The sequence below is a fragment of the Photobacterium chitinilyticum genome, from assembly GCF_004104355.1.
Lineage (GTDB): Bacteria > Pseudomonadota > Gammaproteobacteria > Enterobacterales > Vibrionaceae > Photobacterium > Photobacterium chitinilyticum.
On the sequence record NZ_RJLM01000002.1, the window covers coordinates 614,724 to 636,394 of the forward strand.

At 44.9% G+C, this 21,671-nt stretch carries 19 protein-coding genes, 2 tRNA genes and 1 pseudogene; 14 read left to right on the forward strand and 8 right to left on the reverse strand.

The window, feature by feature from the left end; genetic code table 11:
- Nucleotides 1-88: 88 nt before the first annotated feature.
- Entirely contained in the window at nt 89-799 is a 711-nt protein-coding gene (gene deoD / locus EDI28_RS08755) for a purine-nucleoside phosphorylase (RefSeq protein ID WP_128783460.1), read from the reverse strand.
- A 42-nt stretch (nt 800-841) separates the two neighbouring features.
- Nucleotides 842-1,012: a XapX domain-containing protein gene (locus EDI28_RS08760; protein WP_128783553.1), complete on the reverse strand. Its 171-nt coding sequence runs from the start codon at nt 1,010-1,012 to the stop codon at nt 842-844.
- Between the two features lie 579 nt (nt 1,013-1,591).
- On the opposite strand from EDI28_RS08760, the gene EDI28_RS08765 reads away from it, so the two are divergent.
- From EDI28_RS08765 to EDI28_RS08805, 9 genes and pseudogenes are all read left to right on the forward strand, one after another.
- On the forward strand, nt 1,592-2,107 hold the full coding sequence (locus tag EDI28_RS08765; RefSeq protein WP_128783461.1) for an outer membrane beta-barrel protein: 516 nt from the start codon (nt 1,592-1,594) through the stop codon (nt 2,105-2,107).
- A 251-nt stretch (nt 2,108-2,358) separates the two neighbouring features.
- On the forward strand, nt 2,359-3,147 hold the full coding sequence (locus EDI28_RS08770; RefSeq protein WP_128783462.1) for a hypothetical protein: 789 nt from the start codon (nt 2,359-2,361) through the stop codon (nt 3,145-3,147).
- A gap of 119 nt (nt 3,148-3,266) precedes the next feature.
- Nucleotides 3,267-3,473 (forward strand): DUF3283 family protein, encoded by a 207-nt coding sequence (locus tag EDI28_RS08775; protein ID WP_128783463.1) that lies wholly within the window; start codon nt 3,267-3,269, stop codon nt 3,471-3,473.
- A 341-nt stretch (nt 3,474-3,814) separates the two neighbouring features.
- Nucleotides 3,815-4,540, forward strand: coding sequence for a response regulator (locus EDI28_RS08780; RefSeq protein ID WP_128783464.1), 726 nt, complete (start codon nt 3,815-3,817; stop codon nt 4,538-4,540).
- Nucleotides 4,541-4,575: 35 nt separating this feature from the next.
- Nucleotides 4,576-6,018 carry an ATP-binding protein gene (locus tag EDI28_RS08785; RefSeq protein ID WP_128783465.1) on the forward strand — a complete coding sequence of 481 codons (1,443 nt, stop codon included), beginning with the start codon at nt 4,576-4,578 and terminating at the stop codon, nt 6,016-6,018.
- A gap of 34 nt (nt 6,019-6,052) precedes the next feature.
- Nucleotides 6,053-7,300: an ABC transporter substrate-binding protein gene (locus EDI28_RS08790; protein WP_128783466.1), complete on the forward strand. Its 1,248-nt coding sequence runs from the start codon at nt 6,053-6,055 to the stop codon at nt 7,298-7,300.
- 153 nt (nt 7,301-7,453) lie between these two features.
- Nucleotides 7,454-7,966: a SixA phosphatase family protein gene (locus EDI28_RS08795; RefSeq protein WP_164918512.1), complete on the forward strand. Its 513-nt coding sequence runs from the start codon at nt 7,454-7,456 to the stop codon at nt 7,964-7,966.
- A gap of 95 nt (nt 7,967-8,061) precedes the next feature.
- Nucleotides 8,062-8,152 (forward strand) — tRNA-Ser (locus EDI28_RS08800).
- A gap of 250 nt (nt 8,153-8,402) precedes the next feature.
- Nucleotides 8,403-8,510, forward strand: a pseudogene (locus EDI28_RS08805) (NAD(P)-dependent oxidoreductase); the annotation flags it as partial.
- 107 nt (nt 8,511-8,617) lie between these two features.
- Here the strand turns inward: EDI28_RS08805 and EDI28_RS08810 are convergent.
- Nucleotides 8,618-9,616 (reverse strand): permease, encoded by a 999-nt coding sequence (locus tag EDI28_RS08810; protein ID WP_128783468.1) that lies wholly within the window; start codon nt 9,614-9,616, stop codon nt 8,618-8,620.
- 251 nt (nt 9,617-9,867) lie between these two features.
- A complete protein-coding gene (locus EDI28_RS08815; protein ID WP_128783469.1) occupies nt 9,868-11,049 on the reverse strand; it encodes a cation:proton antiporter in 1,182 nt (393 codons plus the stop codon).
- Between the two features lie 452 nt (nt 11,050-11,501).
- Here EDI28_RS08815 and EDI28_RS08820 point away from each other — a divergent pair.
- A tRNA-Ser gene (locus tag EDI28_RS08820) sits at nt 11,502-11,592 on the forward strand.
- Between the two features lie 266 nt (nt 11,593-11,858).
- Here EDI28_RS08820 and EDI28_RS08825 read toward each other — a convergent pair.
- From EDI28_RS08825 to arcC, 3 genes are all read right to left on the reverse strand, one after another.
- Nucleotides 11,859-12,113, reverse strand: coding sequence for a hypothetical protein (locus EDI28_RS08825; protein ID WP_128783470.1), 255 nt, complete (start codon nt 12,111-12,113; stop codon nt 11,859-11,861).
- Nucleotides 12,114-12,262: 149 nt separating this feature from the next.
- Complete coding sequence (locus tag EDI28_RS08830) at nt 12,263-12,874, reverse strand: TetR/AcrR family transcriptional regulator (protein ID WP_128783471.1); 612 nt, start codon at nt 12,872-12,874, stop codon at nt 12,263-12,265.
- Between the two features lie 124 nt (nt 12,875-12,998).
- The gene (gene arcC / locus EDI28_RS08835) at nt 12,999-13,907 is read right to left on the reverse strand and encodes a carbamate kinase (protein WP_128783472.1); all 909 of its coding nucleotides are present in this window, start codon (nt 13,905-13,907) and stop codon (nt 12,999-13,001) included.
- 399 nt (nt 13,908-14,306) lie between these two features.
- On the opposite strand from arcC, the gene EDI28_RS08840 reads away from it, so the two are divergent.
- The 4 genes from EDI28_RS08840 (at nt 14,307) to EDI28_RS08855 (ending at nt 19,616) form a co-directional block, all read left to right on the forward strand.
- On the forward strand, nt 14,307-15,713 hold the full coding sequence (locus tag EDI28_RS08840) for an APC family permease (protein ID WP_128783473.1): 1,407 nt from the start codon (nt 14,307-14,309) through the stop codon (nt 15,711-15,713).
- A gap of 15 nt (nt 15,714-15,728) precedes the next feature.
- On the forward strand, nt 15,729-16,820 hold the full coding sequence (gene aguA, locus EDI28_RS08845; protein WP_128783474.1) for an agmatine deiminase: 1,092 nt from the start codon (nt 15,729-15,731) through the stop codon (nt 16,818-16,820).
- 84 nt (nt 16,821-16,904) lie between these two features.
- On the forward strand, nt 16,905-17,951 hold the full coding sequence (argF, locus tag EDI28_RS08850; RefSeq protein ID WP_075762775.1) for an ornithine carbamoyltransferase: 1,047 nt from the start codon (nt 16,905-16,907) through the stop codon (nt 17,949-17,951).
- Nucleotides 17,952-18,347: 396 nt separating this feature from the next.
- Complete coding sequence (locus EDI28_RS08855; RefSeq protein ID WP_128783475.1) at nt 18,348-19,616, forward strand: RidA family protein; 1,269 nt, start codon at nt 18,348-18,350, stop codon at nt 19,614-19,616.
- 100 nt (nt 19,617-19,716) lie between these two features.
- Here EDI28_RS08855 and EDI28_RS08860 read toward each other — a convergent pair whose 3' ends face one another.
- Nucleotides 19,717-21,534 (reverse strand): choline/carnitine O-acyltransferase, encoded by a 1,818-nt coding sequence (locus EDI28_RS08860; protein WP_233353322.1) that lies wholly within the window; start codon nt 21,532-21,534, stop codon nt 19,717-19,719.
- Nucleotides 21,535-21,671: the final 137 nt, after the last annotated feature.

Consider the following 21,671-nt stretch of genomic DNA (forward strand, 5'->3'; position numbering starts at 1 on the left):
ATAATCAAAATGTTAATAACATTAGTATTAGCGCTAGCTAGTGAGATAAGCGGCCGGTGCATCGGGGCGCACCAGCCACCTAAAGTTGTTAGATGTTAATTGCTGTTTCTAGTGCAACATTCATCATTTGGTTGAAAGACTTCTGACGGTCTTCTGAACTTAGCTTCTCACCACGTTTAATGTGGTCAGAAACAGTCAGGATTGTCAGTGCCTTCGCACCAAGCTCTGCAGCAACACCATAGATACCAGCAGCTTCCATATCAACACCCAGCATGCCTAGCTTTTCCATCTTGTCGAAAAGGTCAGCTTCAGGGCTGTAGAACAGATCGGCTGAGAATACGTTACCGACGCGAACAGGAACATTCTGTAGGCGAGCTTGGTTAACTGAGGTTTCCAGTAGGTGGAAATCAGCAATCGCCGCGAAATCGTGGTTGCTGAAACGGATGCGGTTAACTTTAGAGTCTGTTGATGCACCCATACCGATGATTACGTCCATCAGTTTTACATCATCATGTACGGCACCACAGCTACCTACACGGATAACATTCTTCACACCGAAATCTTTGATCAGTTCGTGAACATAGATCGAGCAAGATGGGATGCCCATACCGTGGCCCATTACTGAAACAGGCTTGCCTTTATAAGTACCGGTATAGCCGAACATGTTACGAACGTCACAAACTAGCTTTACATCTTCCAGGAAGTTTTCAGCGATGAATTTTGCACGCAGTGGATCACCTGGCATTAGGACAGTTTCTGCAAAATCACCAAGTTCAGCGTTAATATGTGGGGTAGCCATAGCTCACTCCTAGGAATTTGTTAATAATAAATGATGGGGGACTTAAGAGAAAAAACGTTCAACTATATTTTGGTATGCAATACCACCAAGGTAAACACCAACGATACCCATAATGCCTGGTAGTACTGGTGGCGCAGGCAGTGGAAGTTTGATGGCCGAAAAGAATACGCCAACTATTAACCCTGCAAAAACCGCAAGCAGAATTTCGTTCATGTGTTTACCCTCTGTGTGTTGCATACAAGTTGCATATAAATAGTGACGGCTGTGAGGCTGCTCTAAGTTGGCGCCTTTTAGTGTTGCCGTTTGATAGAGCAAGTGTAAGGAACGTGCGTTTATATTCTCGCGATCTTGATCACAATTTGTTTCCCTATTATCTAAAAATAGCACCTTGATTACCAATTCTGTTGAAAATGGGAAGGAAAGCGTTTGCCTGTTGCGTTGATACATTTAGAAAATGAATTTGTGTTTTTTGTTAATAATTGTTATTTATCAATTTGTTGTGGTGTTTTTGGTGCTTGTCGATGTGAGTGTATGGAGTATGAAACAAGAGATGTTAATGTGTGATCTTGTAATGGATTTCATGTTGCGCTAGGCGATACTTCGATGAAATTGAGTGATTATTTGCTCTTATATTATAACGGCCGGTAATTATTAAAATGTGACTTTGAGGTGAGTACGAACACGGAATTGAGCTAACAGACTGGTATTACGGTATGTTCTCGGCTAATTCTAAGAGATAACAAAAAGTACGTTTGATTTAATAGCGCATATTTAAGACGAGGGAATGTAACCATGAAGAAAAGTTTGCTAGCTGCCATGTTGGCATTGACGGCTTTACCGGCGAGTGCTGATATTTTTGGATTATCTGTTGGCGCGACGGCAGGAGCGGCTCAATTAGACTTTAAGGGCAATACAGAATACGGTTTTGAGTACGGTGTCAATGCCAGCTATCAGCTAAATGACTTCTTTAGTATTAATGCTGGTGTGGTTCAGGGAAGCGCTGAGGTAGATGCAGAGCTATCGGCATCGAAGAATGATATTGACTATACTGCCTTTCCGGTCACTTTCCGTGGCGATATCCCGTTATTGATCGGTAGCTTGTACGCTAAAGCCGGTACTAACTATTATGATGTTGATATTGAACAATCCGGTGTGAAAGCAACTGATGACGGCTGGGCATTTACTGGCGGAGCCGGTTTTGTATTCACGCTGTTGCCATTGGTGGATTTAAGCCTCGGCTATGAGTATCGCGACATGGGTGAGGTTAAAAACAATGCTGTTGTCGTAGGCGTTGATATCAGTTTGTAAGCTGGATAGGCACTTTATCTGGTTCATAAGGAAAAGCTGCATTACGCAGCTTTTTTCTTTGCAGCATCCCAATGAGCTCGCTGCGCATTGGGAATAAATGTTGGGTAATAGGTATGTTTGACGATGATTCTTTGCCTCTCATTTGGCTTTAGTAGGATAAGTTCGCAAAAAGTCGAAACGGATCAATGTCGAAGTATGCATAATCACTTACTATGAACTCATAACTAGAGATCATCAGCAGAGGGTAGAGTATGTCAAACTATGAGCATTACCAGGCAACAGTTGCAAGGGTTAATGCTGCTATCCTTCGAAAGCTCACCCGTCCGTGGCGGGTTCAGTACCTGGCTGATGATGAGGCTTCCAATATCGAATCAGATGAGCTGAAATTGTTGTTAGTCGCGCCAAGCGGTTCCATTTGTCAGCGACTTACCCTACCGAAAGTAATGGCTCAATCATTCTGGGCTGAAAATGAGCCCGTGAGCAATCAGGTTACAGAATATGTCGTGCGCGGTGCGGCACGTTTAGCTCCGCTTCGTCAGTCATCCTATCGGAACAACTTTCCTCATTGGCTTGAACACTGTCTTCAGCAGTTGCATTACTTGATGCTTTCAAAAGAGCAGCTGATGCAGGTTATGGCGGATACTCGTTATCCCTATCCCAGCAAAGTGAAAATTGAAGGTGGTTATTTGCCATGCTGGGTGTGGTACGAGGAAGAAGATCATCGTGCGGTATCTGTCATAGATAAACGAACAGGCCTGTTTAGTAAGCCCCGTATTGTTGATACCTATCAACTGGTTGACAGTGAAAAGTGGTTCGGTGCCCAGGTGATTGATTCTGCCGAAGAGTCGATTGAAACGGTTACCTATTATGTCTCAGAGCAAGTCAAAGGTCAGAAGAAGCCTGATGACAGCGAGCCAACATTGACCGATGCCCTGCATAATCCGTGTACATCAACATTAAGTCCGTTACTAAGCGTCGCCTTGGTAACCGGTGTTTTGGTTGGCTTCTTTATTATACTGAAAATGCATCTTGGCTTCTGATCACCTCGTCAATTATCCCTGTTTGTGTGGAGACCTATGATGTGTTTGGTGGCTTAGCCATTGGTCTAAAGTGAAAAATCGGCTACTATCGGCGCTGTGTTTCACCGTGGTACTGGGCTATGCATAATTTAACACTATTATCTCAAGCTGAAAAAAATCGAATTGAACTTGATAAACAGGCAGCTTATGCCGTGTGGCAGGTAAAGAATGCCAAGAAAGGATATGAGGTATTTTCCGAACTGAGTAACAATATCGATGACGACGACGACCGAGATTTTTTCAATCGCGCTGTGAGTAAATATAAGACTCAGATGGGCGTAGCATAGTTCACTGGCTTGATAGAAAAGCTGCCGCTGGCAGCTTTTTTTGATCCGGCAGTGCTCGCCGTTATGCTTTCCACCTACTTTATTTGGGGGCAATATTGAACAAAGCCTCTGTGTTATTCGCGAAGTTCATGATTCTGAGGCATAATACACGCCTTTTTCGGTACGGTCTGGTATCTTAGGAAGAGACATAACCGGACAAGCAATTGCTGACCTTTGGCTTCAGCAACCTTGAACTTCCGGATTGACTATTTGGAAACACATTGGTGCCCGTTAGCGCAGGCAGAGTGCTCAGCAAGCACTTGTCGGCAAGTTGAGGCGACCTGGTACAAAAGGAAGGTGAGATGAGTGCGAGCAAGAAGGTCCTTGTTGTTGATGACGATCAGGAGATTCGCGAGCTATTGGATGAATACCTGTCAAAAGCAGGGTTTACGGTAATAACGGCTGCCGAAGGCGAAGAAATGAAGCGTCGGTTAGCGTTGGGTTATCCCGATCTCATTTTACTGGATGTCATGATGCCCGGTGATGATGGTTTCACCTTATGTCAGTTCATTCGTAAAACTTCTGATGTACCAATTATTATGCTGACGGCCGTCTCTGACGAAATGGACCAAATAATTGGTCTTGAGCTTGGAGCGGATGACTATATTGCCAAGCCTTTTAGCCCACGACAGCTGATGGCACGGATCAAAGCACTGATGCGCAGAGTGAAACCTGCCGAAACACAGCAAGCACCTGCAACGCCAAAAGCGATTCGGTTTGCCAACTGGCGGTTAGAGACATCTTCTCAGCGCCTGTTTGATTTGGATAAAGGCAAGGATTATGAGTTGTCCGGTAGTGATTTTGCGTTACTGATGCTATTTCTCTCCCGTCCGAATGAAGTTCTCGATCGCGATACCATCTCATTTGCGACTCGAGGCCGTGAATCTCATCCATCAGAGCGCGGTATTGATGTTCAGCTTAGCCGTTTACGCCAGCGCCTGGGTGACAAAGGCACACAGCAAAGATTGATTAAGACCAGTCGCGGTAATGGTTATTCATTTAATGCTGAAGTCACCTACGAAGAATAGTATTGCGCTGATGTGACAGAAGAAGGCATCGATACATGAATTGGAAAAAATGGTGGCCAAAGTCTCTTCTGGCACGCACTTTATGGTTTACCTTGCTGGCGGTGTTTCTGGCCCAGTTAATTGCAACGATTATTTGGTATGGGCAGTCAAAACAGCGGGACTTGGAAGGACTTGAGTCGGCATCGGCCAGCATGGCGAACATGTTTGCATCGACGGTAACCTTCTTTCAGTCACTCCCTCTCGAATATCGACATATCGTATTGGATCAGCTGCGAAACATGGGAGGAACCCGTTTCTTTGTTTCGTTTAACGAAGAAGAAATTCTTATTGATCCTATTCCTTCCTCCCAGATGAAAAATACGGCGGTTAGAGTTTTCGAAGAAACCCTGAGCGAAAAACTGCCTCGGTTAGATGTTATTCGGGTTGAGTTTTCCCGGCCGGAAACCCTGCACGTTCTGAAGAATGATATCTTATTGACCGATCTGCCACGTTCTTGGGCACATTACACCCTGAGTCTGGAGCCGTTCAATCCACCTATCCTTGTCGTGCAGTTAGAGCTGGCAACCAATGAGTGGCTGTATATTGCCGCTTTGCTACCTTCACCCTATGTGACGTTGGAAGATGAGATCATTACCAAACAGCAGGTTATTTTTCTTATCTTTATCACGACGCTGCTGCTGGTCTTCACTTATTTTATGATCCGCCGCCAAACCAAACCTCTCAAGCGGCTTGCCAATGCCGCCAATGCATTAAGCCTGGATATTTATCAGCCGCCGTTGGTAGAAGAGGGGGCGAGTGAGCTGGTCACGGCAACACAGGCCTTTAATCGTATGCAGCTTCGTCTGCGACGGTATATTGATGACAGGGAACATCTGTTCTCTGCTATTTCTCATGATTTAAAAACCCCAATTACTCGATTGCGACTTCGGGCTGAGCTTATTGATGATGAAGCGAAGATTGAGAAGTTCAACAATGATCTCGATGAGTTGGAAATGATGGTGAAAGGTGCGCTACAGACCGTAAAAGATACCGATCTCCACGAGAATCTAACCACAGTCGATCTGTCGGAAATGCTGCGTAGTATTGCTGAGAGGCACAACAATAAACAAACAAAAGTCCACCTTCCCAATACCCAGATAGCACCGATGACAGGTAAACCGCTGGCGCTGAAGCGTTGTCTTAGCAACCTCATTGATAATGGTGTGAAGTATGGCCATGAAGTTAGCGTAATTGTTTCGGATGAGTCCGATGCGTTGGTGCTGATCATCAAAGATAAGGGTGAAGGTATCCCGGCAGAAATGCTGGAGACTGTCTTTGAGCCGTACTTTCGTATTGCCAAAGATGATGAGGGGCATGGTTTGGGAATGGGGATCGCCCGAAATATTATTCACGCCCACGGTGGTGATATGACTATCCATAACGCTGAAGAAGGTGGGTTGGAAGTTAAAGTCTATATTCCGCGTTTGCTGGAAGAATAGCGTCACTAGCCGTATTTGCCGTAAGAGCGAGATAATGAAAATAATACAGACACTTTCAGCATTAACCCTGGCGCTTACGGCTGCCGTGACACATGCAGGCGAAGTCGAAGTACTACACTGGTGGACATCGGGCGGCGAAGCCAAATCGGTGTCGGTACTGAAAGGGATGATGGAAGAACAGGGCAATAGCTGGAAAGATTTTGCTATTGCCGGTGGTGGCGGTGAAAGCGCGATGACGGTGCTCAAGACCCGAGCTGTGTCTGGCAATCCGCCGTCGGCGGCACAAATCAAAGGCCATGATATTCAGGAATGGGGAAAGCTGGGCTTTCTCACTGACTTGAGTGATGTCGCCACTGCCGAAAATTGGGACAGTGTCTTACCTGAAGTTGTCACCAAGGTGATGAAATACGATGGTGATTATGTGGCCGTGCCAGTCAATGTCCACCGTGTGAACTGGTTGTGGGTGAATCCTGATGTTTTGAAAAAGTCAGGTGCATCAGTGCCGACAAGCCTGAAAGAGTTTTTTGACGTTGCCGACAAAGTCAAAGCGGCTGGTTTTATTCCGTTGGCGCATGGCGGCCAGCCATGGCAGGACATTACGCTGTTTGAAGCCGTTGCGCTTGCCGTTCTCGGTGCCGCCGATTACCAAAAAGCTTTTGTCGATCTGGATATGGACGTACTGGGTGGTGAGCAAATGACGGAGGTTTTTGCTCAGTATCGTAAAATGCGTGACTATATTGACCCTAAATATCGGGGAAGGAATTGGTACTCGGCAACATCGATGGTGATTAATGGCGAGGCTGCAATGCAAATCATGGGCGACTGGGCGAAAGGCGAGTTTGCTGCAGCCGGTAAAACACCGGGCAAAGATTACCTGTGTGTTGCTGCTCCGGGCACTCAGGGGCAGTTTACCTACAACATCGACAGCTTTGCATTTTTCAAACTCAGCGAGGAAGAAGATCGCCAGGCACAAAAAGATTTGGCCCGTACCATCTTAGATAAAGACTTCCAGGAGATATTCAATTTAAACAAAGGATCAATTCCGGTTCGCCTCGATATGGACATGAGTAATTTCGACAAGTGCGCATTAGATTCAATGGCGACGTTTAAATCGACATCCACCAATGGTGGCCTTGTTCCGAGTGTCTCGCAAGGGCTTGCCACGACAAGTTATGTCCAGGCTGCCATCTTTGACGTGGTAACTAATTTCTTCAATGCAAAGGATCCGGATCCTAAGAAGGCTGCAAGCAAGCTAGCACGTGCCGTTAAATCTGCAATGTGATCCGCTTGGGCCTTGGAGTTCCGGGGCCAAATTTCCTCTCATATTTTGGTTTTCTCCTCGTTTGTCTCTTTCCCTTTACGACGGTTCCCAAACGTTTCTATATACTTGGAATGAGTAATGCGATTCTGCGCTACGTTGGAGGGGACGTTGAGAATGAAGTTACTTTTTCTAGTTCGCCATGCAAAGTCTTCCTGGGATGATCCTACACTCGATGATCATGAGCGGCCGCTAAATGAGCGTGGAATGAAAAATGCGCCTGAAATGGTGCATCGTCTTAATGCCTGGCAAACTGGCCCTCAGCTTATTGTTTCCAGTTCGGCGCTAAGGGCTGCCCAGACAGCCTATTTCTTTTCTAAAGGACTTTCTAGTCAGCCAAAATTAGAAACTCGGTCTGAATTGTATACCGAATCGGCCTTTGAACTGCTGGATACTATTAAGGCAAGCACTACTCAGGTTGACCGCTTAATGGTGGTGTGTCACAACCCGGCCATTAATGATTTGGTTAATATGTTGGGGCTGAACATCGATAACATGCCAACCTGCGGCGTGGCAGTCTTTGGCTTTGAGGTCGACTGCTGGCAGGCTATTTTTAGCGAGCATGCTGCAACAATTTACTATGATTACCCGAAGCGAAAGAAGGGAATTATAGTTCGAGATGACGAGTAAATGGACTACCTGATGAAAACCTCATCAGTTGATTGATAAGGTAATCAATGGTGCTTTACAACCTTGGTCGCACTCTGTATTATTCGCCGCACAACGGAGAGATGGCTGAGTGGTTGAAAGCACCGGTCTTGAAAACCGGCATACGTTTGTAGCGTATCTAGGGTTCAAATCCCTATCTCTCCGCCAAACTCAAGAAAACCGCTGAATTATCAGCGGTTTTTTTATACCTAAGATCTAGGGTTCAGCCGAGCGAAGCGAGACAACGTTGCTAGCCGAAGGCGTTTTAGAGCAACGGCCCGCAGGGCGAAGTAAATCCGCAATACCCTCGAAGCGCTCCGCCACATTAGAAAGCCCAGACTAGGCGTCCCCGAAGAAATGCTGGGCTTTCGTCGTTTAGGGTCGATGATGCGGACGTTGAAGTACGCCAGTTTGACTTGGTGGCGAGCAGTTGCTGGCCGACGAGCAGGGGGCAAGCCGTATTTCTGTGAGTGATTACGCAGTAGCAATGATTGACGAACTAGAGGCAGGCAATTATCTAAACTAACGTATTGGTGTGGCTTACTAGAGCGTAAGTATTTGCTGCAATGTTTAGCTTATATATATAAAAACGCCTCCCGGAAGGGAGGCGTAGACGGTTAAAAACAGCCAGGATTAACCAAATAGGTAGGAGTACAGGTAACCGGCTCCGATTGCCATCCCGAGGATGACGGTAAGAAAAGCGGCTATCATCTGATTCTTGAAGATAGACTTCAGAAGGATGACTTCGGTTAAACTTGCGCCCGCACTGCCGATGATCAATGCCATTACCGAACCTAGGGCCATTCCTTTTTGAACAAGTGCGGCACTTAGCGGGATAACGGCTTCTGCACGAATGTATAGAGGAATACCAATTACCGCCGCGACAGGGATTGCATACCAGTTTGCGGCACCCGCATATTTCGCAATCATGTCTGTTGGGATGAAGCCGTAAATGAACGAGCCCAGCAAGATACCTGCAAGCAAGTAAGGAAATACTTGTTTGAAGTCCTTCCATGTTGCACGCCAAACGCGCATCCAACGGCTCTCTTCTTTGACGGTTAAAACAGCTTCGCCACACGCATTGACTTCGACTGAAGCGCTTGAGTTACAGCATGATGTTGTTGCTGGTGCAGCCTCACTGCAAGATGTACCACAGCTTGAGCCGGTATCTGCCGTCTCATAAGCTTCCTTACGTACATATCGCTCGAAGCCCAGTTTCTCCAGTACGAAACCTGCTGTTACCGACACCACCATCGCAACAAGGAAATAGAATACAGCGACTTTTACACCGAAGGTCACGACAAACAGACCAATGATGACAGGATTAAGTAACGGGCTGCCAAACAGGAAGACCATCATCGGACCAAAACCGGCACGAGCTCGAAGCAGACCTTTCAGGAAAGGGATCGTCGAGCAGGAGCAGAACGGCGTAATGGCGCCAAGCAGTGCAGCAATAAAGTATCCCTTGCCTTTGCGCGAGCTTAGGATTGACTGGATTTTCTCGGGAGTCAGGAACTCCTGCAAAATGCCCACCAGGTAGCTGACGACAAGAAAAAGGATAGTCAGCTCAGCGGCTAAGAACACAAACATGTCTGCCGCTTCTTTTATCATCGTAATAATTTCAGGACTCATAATTGTTGCCTTGTAAGAACGGTTGTTTCGATATGTTTGGAAATATAAATTCAGGAATGGTTTCTGTCAATACGTTATTTCTGGTTTTATCGAAATGGTGGCGCGTTTGAGTAAACCTTTTGACAATTTGAGGTTTGTAATTTGCTCGCTTTGCTTGATTTCGCTGTGTTGTAACTGTTTGTGGTCTGTAGGTGTAGATGCTGAGCTGCATGGAGAACAGCTGCAATGCTTTCGGCTAAAGGTAGGAAGAATCAATACTCTTTTGGTATTTCTCCTGCTTTATAAAGACTCCAACGTGTAGTGAGTGGGCCTAGCAACTCAAAGAGTACCGTTGTCGTCACTGCTAAGGTTAATACCGATTCGCCAATTTCGGGTAACTTCTCGCTTACCAAGAGAGCCATACCAATAGCAACCCCTGCTTGGGGCAGCAGGCACCACCCTAAATGTTTGGTAACTTGCGGCGATGACTGAGCACAATGTGCAAATATTTGAGCCCCAAGTATTTTGCCTATACATCGTGCAACAACATAGACAATCCCGGCGATACCTAGTGTATTCAGTGCTGATAGATCAAGGTTCATTCCTGATAGAATGAAAAAGATGACAAGAAATGGATCGCTGGCTGTTTCTATGTCATGAAAAGGTCTCTCGATATGCTTCGCCCTTCTTGCGACCGTTGCCCCGAGCATCATACAAGCCAACAAATAGGATACGTCGAAATAGATTGCACAACCTCCGCAGATAAAAACAAATCCCATAGCCTCGACGATAGTAGGTTCGCCAGGTCGGTGTCGTCCAATAACTACCGACATCGGAATTCCAATCAACGCTCCAAGTAGTAAAGCACCGCAGACATCCCAGACACCATATGCTATATCTACAATGCTGGTACCCTCGCCAGATAAGGCGGTTGCAATAGCCAGCAGCAGGCAGAATATAATTATTCCCCAGGCATCATCAACGGCAACGACCCCTTTAAGTATTCTTGATACAGGTCCGCGAGCCCGAAACTCGCGTATGACGTCTACCGTTGCTGCTGGGTCTGTTGCGGTTGCGATACCTGCGAGAACCAGTGCTAAGGCGAGATCTGAAGTCACCAGTAATACAGAACTAAAAACCGCAATAGCAGGAACGATTGATGCTCCTAGAGATATAAAAAGGATCTGTCGCCTTTCTGCCTTAATGTCACGACCAGCAAAGCTTTCCCCCAGTAAAAAGCCAATCATCGCCAGTGCCAAGTGTGACACCGTTGAAAAGTGTTGTGTAAATTCCGGTGAAACCAAATCAAGTACAGCCGGCCCTGCTATAACACCAATAGAAAGCAGAATAGTTACGCGTGGAATATGAGCTCTTGAACTAATGACGTGGGCTATCCATCCAGTAAGGAATATAAATCCAATAATTAGTAGATCTGGCATTTTGTCAACTGACATGCTGGTCTTCCCTAGTTATTATGTAATTTATGTATCAGGTTGGCTTAGACAATTGATATCAGTTCTCTAGCCATTTATGGCTGATTAGTTGGTCGAATAAAACTATTATGGGACAGTTAGTTGGAAAAGTTCTGTTCAGCAACTCAGAATCAGATCGCAACACCGTGATTTTTCCAGTTTTAATTGGCACGCTCTAAGCCATTGCTCACATTCATTATCAAGTGTATTTCTAATGGTTCTGCAATCCAAAACTCAACCGGATAAGTGGTTAAGGTTATCAATGACAGCCAGTCATTGGCTGATTTAAACCACGAGATGAGAAAGTTCTCGGTGTAAGTTTCATGTATTCATCTGCGATAACGCCCTGTTGTTCAAGGTTTAATCACATAAGCCGGGTTTTTAAAAATCTGCTTTACAAGCATAAGTTAGCCCCGTATTATTCGCCGCATAACGGAGAGATGGCTGAGTGGTTGAAAGCACCGGTCTTGAAAACCGGCATACGTTTGTAGCGTATCTAGGGTTCAAATCCCTATCTCTCCGCCACATTAGAAAGCCCAGCAGAAATGCTGGGCTTTCGTCGTTTAGGGTGTTTAGTTTTGATAGGGATTTGAAAATCCCCCCATACCCAGAACGCTCCGCCACATTCAAGAAAACCGCTAAGCAATTAGCGGTTTTTTTATGCCTAAAATCTAGGGTTCAAATCCGCAATACCCTCGAAGCACTCCGCCACATTAGAGAGCCCAGACTAGGCGTCCCCGAAGAAATGCTGGGATTTCGTCGTTTAGGGTGTTTAGTTTTGATATAGATTTCTACAGCTTAAACTTGCCTGTAATTTCAGATAAGCTTTCCACTACACGGGATAATTGCTTCGTTGAGTGCTCTGTACTTTCCGCATTCTCATTGGTTGCTTTAGCAAGGCTATTTACTTCGATGACCGATTGATTGATCTCTTGAGCCACTGCATTTTGTTCTTCTGCTGCCGTTGCTATCTGAGTGTTTATATCTTGTATTTGTCCAATAGAGGTCAAAATAGCATTTAATGACTCTCTTGCTTTTGATGCCATTGAGTAGCATCTTTCGTATTACTCTTGTTGAGCTGAACGTCAGTTTTAGAGTGGGTATCGCTAACGAATAAGTTCCCTCAGTAAAATGCTGTTTATATATTGGTTTTGGGTTTCAATTCTCGAATTATCCAGAAGGAATGCTCAGAGCTTCATTCTGAATCGACTCTTTGACAAATTTTGGGGATGTAGATTTGAATATACGACTCGGTAAGGCGTACCGCTTCTTGAGCTAACTCTGGAGTGATATAACCAAATTTTCGATAGGAAAGAGAATAGATTTTATCAGCAACCTGTAGTGATATGGCAAAAATATTAATAGGTTGCGACAGTTGAGGGATATCGAAAAAACGTCTATAAATCATTTCAACCTGATGACCTAATTCAAGATCATGCTCGGTATCTGCATGGCCTAATTCAGAGAATGTATGGCGTCCTAATATTAGCTTCTTCGCAATAGGATTATTATTGTAATAGTCCACATAGGCAGTTTCTATCATCTTGTTAATATCAGTCCAATGCGAGACTTTTTCTTCATCTATACATCGTTCCAATAATAGGTCGAACTCGTCAAAAACATCCTTTAATAATGTATGAAACAAGTCTTCTATGTTGGGGTAGTGATGGTACAACGTTGATGTTGCCATGCCACATTCTTTAGCGACATCATACATAGAGATATCCGTTGCTTCACGCCTATCCATCAACCGGACAACAGCTTCGTGAATTCTCCGTAATTTTTCTTCTGTCTTAACTTTTCGCATATGCTTGCCATACATTAAGTCTAATACTAATTAGAAAGATAAAGGAGCGCTTGCCAAAGATCCATTGAGAGAATGAAAAGTTTAGCCAGCTCTCCTTTAAACAGCTTATCAAACAGTAATGGTTTTATCGGCGGATATGAGTACCGGATTTTCCTTCAATGATCTCTAACGCGCAAGTCAGGTCACCGATATGCCCTTTTTGACCTGTTTCTTTGACAAACTGACAGCATGCATCCACTTTAGGCCCCATGGAACCTGCTGGGAAGTTGTATTGTTTCATTTGCTCAACGGATACATTTTCCAGCTTCTCTTCGTCTGGTGTTCCCCAGTTCAAACAGACGTGAGTGCCGTCTGTCAGAATAAGTAGGTGTTCGGCACCAATTTGTTGAGCAATCAATGCGGCAGTCATGTCTTTATCGATAACGGCTTCAAAGCCCACATAGGCACCGTATTTTTCGACCACGGGGGCACCACCACCGCCGCCACAAATGATGAGATGCTCTTTCTCTAATAGGTCCTGAATGGCTTTTATCTCTAATACTTCCAGTGGTTTCGGAGACGGCACAACACGACGCCAATGCGCCCCATCTGGTTTTACAATCCAGCTATTTTGCTCGGCAAGTTGCTTGGCTTGCTCTTCGGTATACACAGGTCCAATAAATTTAGAAGGATCTGCCACCGCTGGATCGTTTTCGTCGACAACAATGCGAGTCAGAATGGTGGTGGTATAACGGTCTTCAATGGCAGCATTCAGCCCTTGTTGGATAAGGTAGCCAATCATCCCTTGCGTTTCGGCACCAAGTACATCAAATGGGTAGGGTGGACAATCTTTGTAAGCATCATTTTGCAACGAAAGTAAGCCCACTTGAGGGCCATTGCCATGAACAATGACCAAACGATAATCTTTGCTGAGCTCAGCTAATGAGCTTGCTGTCTGCGCGATGCTTTTCTGTTGATTTTCACAACTCATGATTTCACCGCGTTGTAGCAAAGCATTTCCGCCTACAGCGACAACAATAATAGGCTTAGACATATCGAGTTCTCCGAATAAGTGAAGTCAAAAAGACTTATCACACTGTATTGAAATAAATCCTTGTGATTGTGGATAAAAATCACAAATCGACTCTTGTTTAAAAGCTGCATTATTAAACCTTACCTAAATCACAAAAATATCATTAATCCACTTTCCAAATTGGATATGTGATCTCGGAGACACTTTAATTATCCAGCCTTTTATCGATATCCTAAAAGTCAAATATTGATCAAAATCAATTGTCCGGTCTATTGGGTATATTTTCTCTATTTATGTTGAAGCCATTTTATTTTTAATCCTAATTGATTTAACCAAAACCGATATTCAGTTTTCATCAAAGTTCTTTACGGAAATTTCTCCTTTAATAACTAGCGAGTTGGAATTAAGGAGAGAAGAGCGATGAGTAACGAAACTCAAGGTAAAATGGGAGTCACGGCTATTGCACTATTTACTTTATGTGCAGTATTGGTAGTCGACACATTAACCGCCTCTGCCAGTATCGGTGTTAGTGCCATTGGCTGGTGGGTGTTGATGTTAATCTTTTTTGTCATCCCTTATGGGTTGATCACATCCGAATTAAGCACAACCTACCCAGGCGACGGGGGGATCTACGATTGGGTAAAACAAGCGTTTAATTTCAAATGGGCAGTCCGCACCACATGGTTCTATTGGATCAATGTTGGCTTATGGATGCCAGCGGTTTACATCATGTTTGCCGGAATGTTTGCCGAGCTATTTATGCCGGAGCTCTCCCTTTGGGGACAGATCGCCATCTGTATCTTGCTAACCTGGCTAACCGTTTGGATTTGCAATGTGTCTGCTGATATTGGTGTCTGGGTAACGAACGTCGGTGCAGTGTTGAAAATCATCGTGATTAGCACACTTGGAGTGGGCGGCTTTGTCTATGCGATGAACAATGGTGTCGCTAACGAATTTAGCTTCTCAGCCATGATTCCAAATATGGATTCGGCAGTTTCCTTCTTACCCGCGATTGTCTTTAACTTAATGGGCTTCGAACTGGTTGCGACCATGACCAAAGAGATGAAAGATGTTCGCGACATGCCTAAAGCGGTCTTCCTTTCTATTGGCATCACGGCCTTCCTATACATCTTCGGTACCCTTGGTATTTTGATGGCTCTGCCTGTTGAAAGCATTGGCCTTGTCGCCGGCCTTATCGATACCTTCAAAACCTTATTTGGTGACGGCGTATTCGGTACTGCCATGGTGTACCTGTTCGGCACACTCGCCCTGCTAACCCTTATCGGCAACATGGTGAGCTGGACTATGGGGGCAAGCCGAGCAGCAGCAGAAGCGGCACAAGAAGGCGAGCTACCAGCTCCTGTGGCAAAAGTGTCAGAAAAAGGTTCACCAGTCGGTGCAAACAACATTACTGGTATCGTTTCTACCGTGGTGATTTTGTCTTACGCATTGTTTGCACAAGGTAACGATGACTTATTCTGGTCAATCTTCGCCTTCTCTAGCTGTATTTTCCTACTACCTTACTTGTTCATGTTCCCGGCGTATCTAAAGCTGCGCCTCGTTGATGGCGAGCGTGAGCGTCCATTTCAAGTGCCAGGTGGCATAGGTGCCCAATGGCTAATGTCCATCGTGTGCTTCTTTGTCATCTTCCAAGCTGTCGTATTGTTTATCTTCCCGGAAGCACTCGATCTTACGGTCGCAGATTGGAGCTATACCGGCCCCGTATTGGCAGGTGTCATTGCCACAATCTTGATGGGTGAATGGATTTTGCTAGGTGCACTAAAACGCAAAAAAGAACAAGTAGAACAGCAAGAAGCGAAGGCTTAGTTCAGGAGAAAAATCATGAAAAAAGTATTTACAACGACTCCAAAACAAGATGGTTTCAGAATGCCCGGTGAGCATGAGCCTCACAGTGAAATTTGGATGGCATGGCCAGAGCGTACAGATAACTGGCGCAATGGCGCCAAGCCAGCACAAAGAGTGTTTACCGATGTCGCTAAGCAAATCAGCAAAACCACCCCAGTGACGATGCTGGTGAGTTCAGAGCAATACGATAACGCGGTTTCACGTTTACCAGACGATATTCGTGTACTTGAGATTTCTACTGATGACTCATGGATGCGTGATATTGGTGCGACATACGTCACCAACGACAAAGGTGAACGCCGTGGTGTCGACTGGGAGTTCAATGCATGGGGTGGGTTTGTTGATGGCCTTTATTCACCATGGAATCGTGATGATCAGGTAGCACAAAAAATGTGTGAAGCTATCAGAGACTCACGCTACAGAGCGCCTATCGTTCTGGAAGGCGGTTCAATCCACGTTGATGGTGAAGGCACGCTCTACACCACTGAGGAGTGCCTCCTTCATGAAAGCCGCAACCCAGACTTAAGCAAGGAGGAGCTCACTGCCGTTCTGTGTGAACACCTCAATGTTGACAAGGTAATTTGGCTGCCACGAGGACTGTATAACGATGAAACTAACGGTCACGTCGACAACATTCTTCACGTCGTGAAGCCTGGCGAAGTCGTACTGACCTGGTGCGAGGATGAAAATGACCCTCAGTATGAAATAAGCCGTGAAGCTTACGACTACCTGTCCAGCCAAACCGATGCCAAAGGGCGAAACATCGTTGTGCACAAGCTGCCGATGCCAGGCCCGTTGTTTATGTCTGCTGAAGAAGCCGCAGGTATTGATATCGCGGAGGGAATGGAGCGAGAGGCAGGCGAACGCTTAGCCGCTTCTTATGCCAACTACCTTATTACCAATAAGCAGATAGTACTGCCTCTGCTTGATGAGCGATACGACAACGACGTCAAAGCGATATTAGAGGACATCTATCCGGGTTACGAGGTTAATGGTGTACCTGCCCGTGAAATCTTACTTGGCGGCGGAAACATCCACTGTATTACCCAGCAAGTACCAAAAATTTAATTTAAATCTACTCCAACAACTTTCAATGAAACAAAAGGGGATGTTCGACAAGAAGATCCCCCGGATAAAACAAGGAACATTATCATGAAACTACCTTCTTCAAGCGCGACTGAACTAAACAAAGCAAACATGGAACACATGGTGTCAATGAAAGACTTCTCTGTTGAAGAGATGGACAACATGATGGAGCTGATGACATACCTCAAACAAGCGCGCAGAGATAACGCCATCCCTCAGCTTTTCAAGGGCAAATCAGTAGGGATGATTTTTGAGGCGGGTTCTACTCGTACTCGAGTATCTTTTGAAGTGGCAGCGACGTTACTTGGCGGACACGCACTGTTCCTGTCTCCTAAAGACATCCACCTGGGCGGTAAGGAGTCTATTGATGATACTTCACGTGTATTATCACGTATGTGCGACATCATCATGGCGCGTACGAATAGTCCAGAAACTCTTGATGGCCTGTTAGAGATGTCAACAGTGCCGGTAATCAACGGTCTGGATACTCGTTTCCACCCGACACAGATGCTTGCAGATCTTTACACCATTAGAGAGCACATCACGGATGGTCGCAGACTATCAGATCTTACTCTTGCCTTTATGGGCGATGCGACAGACGTATGTCGCTCACTGATGCTGACATGTGCAAAATACGGTATGGGCTTTAAGCAAATTGGTCCTAAGAAATACCATATGGAGCCAGAGTGGGTAGAACTTGCAGAGTCTTTCTGTAAAGAGTCTGGTGGTCATATCGAGATCACTGACGATGTAGATCAGATCAGTGAATGTGATGTGGTTTACGGCGACAGTTTCTACTGGGTAACGCAAATGGATGAAAAAGAAGAGCGTCTTGCTGCCTTCATGCCAGATTATGTGATTACCGAAGAACTGATGGCGAAAGCTCGTCCGGGCGCAATGTTGCTGCACTGCCTACCTGCCAATGACAAAGAAGAAGTCACTCGTGGTGCGCTAGAAAGTGAATACTCAGTCGCATTCGACGAAGCTGAAAACCGCTTAACGGCTCAAATGGCTATCTTGGTATACTTCACGCATAAGCATGCGGTGATCCCGACAGAAGAGACCATTAAGCATCACGAAGAGAAGATCAACGGTTTCTTAAAAACGCTATAATGTATAGCGACTAACCAAGCTTAATTAACAAAGACCTCTATCTTTTAGAGGTCTTTTTATTTATAGCGAGCACTGGAATAAGATAAGAAACAGCCTTACCAAAATATCAGTTATCTCTCCAGTGATAAAAACTCACTATCGGTTTTTCTATGTTATTTCTTTAATATATTTAAATGAAGCTAACACTTTTTATTCGAAACTAATGGTTAATCCGGAATCTTGACTCTAATCAAATTCAATTAAACCTTGCTTCATTTATTATAAAATTATTAGCTATTCACGATTTTAACTATCCGCAATTACTTGTCATTTAAACAAGACAAGAACGAATGAAGAATTAACTCAAGCCAATACCAAGAAAATATTCACTTACTCTACAACAGGATAAATATCGACATGACCAGCAAGATCGTAAAACTTTCAAGAAATACTGAGAACGCACCTAAAGACTTGGCCTCCACACAGACCGTTGCATTTTCTCACTATAATAATATTTCAGCTCAATTACCGATAGACCCTGCCACTGGCCTTGTTGTAACTGGTGGGATCAAAGAGCAAACCAAACAGTGCCTGGATAATATCAAAGCCATTGTTGAAAGCATCGGCCACATTATGGACGATGTGGTTAAAGTCAATGTGTTTGTTAAAAACATTGCTGATGTTGATGCCGTAAATAACGTCTACTCAAGCTTTTTCAACAGTTACCTTCCGACTCGAACAACTGTAGCAGTTGCTGCGCTGCCAATAAATGATGCATTGGTTCAAATCGATGCCGTTATCTCTAATGGCGAAGGTACCCCATCACAAGAGCCGTGTGATCTCATCAAACGGGTAAGAAATACAGACAATGCGCCACAAAGCTCAGTGTCGACACAAACGGTGGCGTTTTCTCATTACAATAATGTGTCTGCTCAATTACCGATTGATCCGAAAACGGGCCAGATTGTTTCTGGCGGAATCAAAGAGCAAACAGGGCAGTGCCTACAGAATATCAAAGCGATTTTAGAGAGCATTGATGTTCCATTTGACGATATTGTCAAAGTAAACATTTTCCTAAAAGACCTTAACGATATCGAAGCCGTCAACGAGATCTATAGTACCTACTTCCCAGATTCCGCAATTGCGAGAGCTGTCGCCTATGTACCTGCTCGCTCAGTGGTTGCTGCTTCTGCATTACCCATGGATGCGTTGGTACAGATAGACACAGTGGTATCACACGGTGACGGCACTCCACCGCAAGAAGTAGAAGATCGCCATGGCATCGTTATCAAAGTCAACAATACAGAGAACGCGCCAACAAGTCCGTATTACACTCAAACGGTCGCGTTTTCTCATTACAATCATATCGCAGCACAGTTACCGATAGACCCTACCACTGGGCTTATTGTAACTGGTGGGATTAAAGATCAGACCAAACAGTGCCTAGATAACATCAAGGCGATCGTTGAAAGCATCGGCCACATTATGGACGATGTTGTGAAAGTGAACGTTCAACTGACAGATATTGCTGATATTGATGCCGTCAATGACGTTTATGTCACCTACTTCCAAGATGAACTACCTGCCAGAACAACAATTGGTGTCGTATCTATTCCTATGTCGGCATCAGTTCAAATTGATGCGGTTGTGTCTAACGGTGAAGGGACGCCACCAAACTTAGAATAAGTTGCGAATGACATAGTACTACAATAGAACACCCATTAATTTGAGGGCAGCTTGGTTTAATGGGTGTTCAGTTTTGATGCGATACTATTTTAGGGGACAGCTATCGGCTTCGCATCAAATCCGCCATTTCTAGCAGCGATTGTTTGATATAGGCTCGCATCTGCTCAAGCTTGTCCTGCATGTCGGTTCGGCTTGTCATATTGAAGCAGATGGAATCATCTCGCTTAAAGTACCTGATTCCGTAGCCATCATCGACAATCGGCCCGTAACCTGCCAGTTCTACACCGTATTCTGACGTGGTACTGGTACAAACCACACTGTGAGTCAGGGCTTGGTATCCTTTATCGGTAAATATTTCTGGAAGGGTATCAATGCCGATGTCACGGCCAACCGCTTTATAGTGGTATTTAAGTGCGAGTAAATGGGTGTAAACCCCATGGCCAAACCTACATTCGTTTGCCCTTTCGACATGTACTCGTGTTGCCTTAATGAGTGAATCGATCTTGGTCTGATTGCTACAATCGGGATCGCGCATGTTACGAATAAACGCCATCGACTCAGGCGAAACTGTATACAAGACATCGAGCCGCCCGTCGAGAAACGTTCTGGTCATCACTGCTTCATAGGCACTGTAGCACTTTCCATAAAGCTTATGTTCAGCCAATTGTAACGCCACCTGAACGAACGCATCGGGACTCACGCCAAACTGCTTGATCTGATTTTTGCCAAACTGAGTAAAATTCAAAACCTTGGTTTGAGTATTGGCTTTGTGTTGACAAAATGCATCCGCTGCTGCGCGGATCGTCTGCGCCAATGCATCATCTAAATCAAACTCAATCTCTTTAACTTCAGGAGTCAGTAGTTTCTTGGCCTTGGCAGAAGAGCACTTTTCATCCCAAGAGCCCTTTTCATCAAAGCAAACCTTTTTATCAAAAGAGACCTTGTCAATCGTGTCATAGAGATATCCAATCAGGCGCAACATAACAGAGCCATCTACCCCGGTATGCTCGAAATTGACGCCGGTCTTGCCATTTTTGAAGACGATAAATTGCAGCGACTTGTCGAAAAAACGATCCTGTCCATCGCCATGAAGTAACTGTTTTGATACCTCGGTTATCTCTTCCGGGGTGTTTTCATCAAGGCACAAGGCAAAGGCAGCGTCTTCGATTGCTGTCATCGCTTCTCTATTATTAGCTGATACCTGAAGCAAATCTGCCCTGCTTTCTGCCCAGTCATCTCGCTGCATAGTGGTGAGTACACCGATGTTTTGCCCTTTTCCCGAGATAGAAAGAATGCAATCAAGATCGGATTCAATTGCTGATGGCGATCTGATACTTCCTTTTTCATCAAGAATATTGATTTTGTATATACGCTGATTATGAATTGCCACAATATGCTTTCTGGACGATGTAACGTTGAGCTCATCCGTCCCCAGTTGCGCTATTCTTGTTGAGGAAAAAAGGTTGCAGTATTGATTCATGCAAAGCGGCATATCTTTTTGCATGTCAACCGAGAGCTCTTTTCTATCAAGCAAAGAGATAAAATTATAAACGCTGACAATAAGCGCGGCGGCGATATTTGCCTGTGAACAGGCCTTTTCGTCAAGCTTACTTTTCAGGTAATAAAATACGTTGCTGTTAATCACCAGAGAGTCTCGGGATTCCAGATAAAGCGCTCGCCAGACGGGTGCCGACCAGTTAGAGTGGGTGTGTTGATTCGCCCATTCAGTCAGCTCATTTTGTAAGACTTCTCCCGTCCCTCCTGGCTGTAAAAAGTGCTCAACTACTTTTTTAGTTTTGGTTAGCTCTTCTTTCGTTAATAACGGCCCAGCCCAATCAACAAGTTTATGACATGTATTATTTAAGCTTGGCACCGGCATTAGCGGTAACTCTTTTTGACAACTAAATGTGTTTCCCATTGTTTTTTAATTCCTTGGGGATCTGTCTATTTTTAGAATGAGTCTTGTTGAGCGCTATTATTACCACGGCTGGTATTTGGTAACGCGCAGGGTAAACCTCAGCTCTATGTATTGAAGGCTGTTAATGGTCTATACCC

Excerpts from the sequence above, each read along its gene's own strand:
- EDI28_RS08830 (WP_128783471.1), bottom strand. The coding sequence starts at position 12,874 with ATGCGAAAAGTTAAGACAGAAGAAAAATTACGGAGAATTCACGAAGCT.
- EDI28_RS08770 (WP_128783462.1), top strand. The coding sequence starts at position 2,359 with ATGTCAAACTATGAGCATTACCAGGCAACAGTTGCAAGGGTTAATGCT.
- EDI28_RS08840 (WP_128783473.1), top strand. The coding sequence starts at position 14,307 with ATGAGTAACGAAACTCAAGGTAAAATGGGAGTCACGGCTATTGCACTA.
- EDI28_RS08765 (WP_128783461.1), top strand. The coding sequence starts at position 1,592 with ATGAAGAAAAGTTTGCTAGCTGCCATGTTGGCATTGACGGCTTTACCG.
- EDI28_RS08785 (WP_128783465.1), top strand. The coding sequence starts at position 4,576 with ATGAATTGGAAAAAATGGTGGCCAAAGTCTCTTCTGGCACGCACTTTA.
- deoD (WP_128783460.1), bottom strand. The coding sequence starts at position 799 with ATGGCTACCCCACATATTAACGCTGAACTTGGTGATTTTGCAGAAACT.
- EDI28_RS08810 (WP_128783468.1), bottom strand. The coding sequence starts at position 9,616 with ATGAGTCCTGAAATTATTACGATGATAAAAGAAGCGGCAGACATGTTT.
- EDI28_RS08795 (WP_164918512.1), top strand. The coding sequence starts at position 7,454 with ATGAAGTTACTTTTTCTAGTTCGCCATGCAAAGTCTTCCTGGGATGAT.
- arcC (WP_128783472.1), bottom strand. The coding sequence starts at position 13,907 with ATGTCTAAGCCTATTATTGTTGTCGCTGTAGGCGGAAATGCTTTGCTA.
- EDI28_RS08855 (WP_128783475.1), top strand. The coding sequence starts at position 18,348 with ATGACCAGCAAGATCGTAAAACTTTCAAGAAATACTGAGAACGCACCT.
- EDI28_RS08825 (WP_128783470.1), bottom strand. The coding sequence starts at position 12,113 with ATGGCATCAAAAGCAAGAGAGTCATTAAATGCTATTTTGACCTCTATT.
- argF (WP_075762775.1), top strand. The coding sequence starts at position 16,905 with ATGAAACTACCTTCTTCAAGCGCGACTGAACTAAACAAAGCAAACATG.
- EDI28_RS08860 (WP_233353322.1), bottom strand. The coding sequence starts at position 21,534 with ATGGGAAACACATTTAGTTGTCAAAAAGAGTTACCGCTAATGCCGGTG.
- EDI28_RS08815 (WP_128783469.1), bottom strand. The coding sequence starts at position 11,049 with ATGTCAGTTGACAAAATGCCAGATCTACTAATTATTGGATTTATATTC.
- EDI28_RS08780 (WP_128783464.1), top strand. The coding sequence starts at position 3,815 with ATGAGTGCGAGCAAGAAGGTCCTTGTTGTTGATGACGATCAGGAGATT.
- EDI28_RS08775 (WP_128783463.1), top strand. The coding sequence starts at position 3,267 with ATGCATAATTTAACACTATTATCTCAAGCTGAAAAAAATCGAATTGAA.
- aguA (WP_128783474.1), top strand. The coding sequence starts at position 15,729 with ATGAAAAAAGTATTTACAACGACTCCAAAACAAGATGGTTTCAGAATG.
- EDI28_RS08760 (WP_128783553.1), bottom strand. The coding sequence starts at position 1,012 with ATGAACGAAATTCTGCTTGCGGTTTTTGCAGGGTTAATAGTTGGCGTA.
- EDI28_RS08790 (WP_128783466.1), top strand. The coding sequence starts at position 6,053 with ATGAAAATAATACAGACACTTTCAGCATTAACCCTGGCGCTTACGGCT.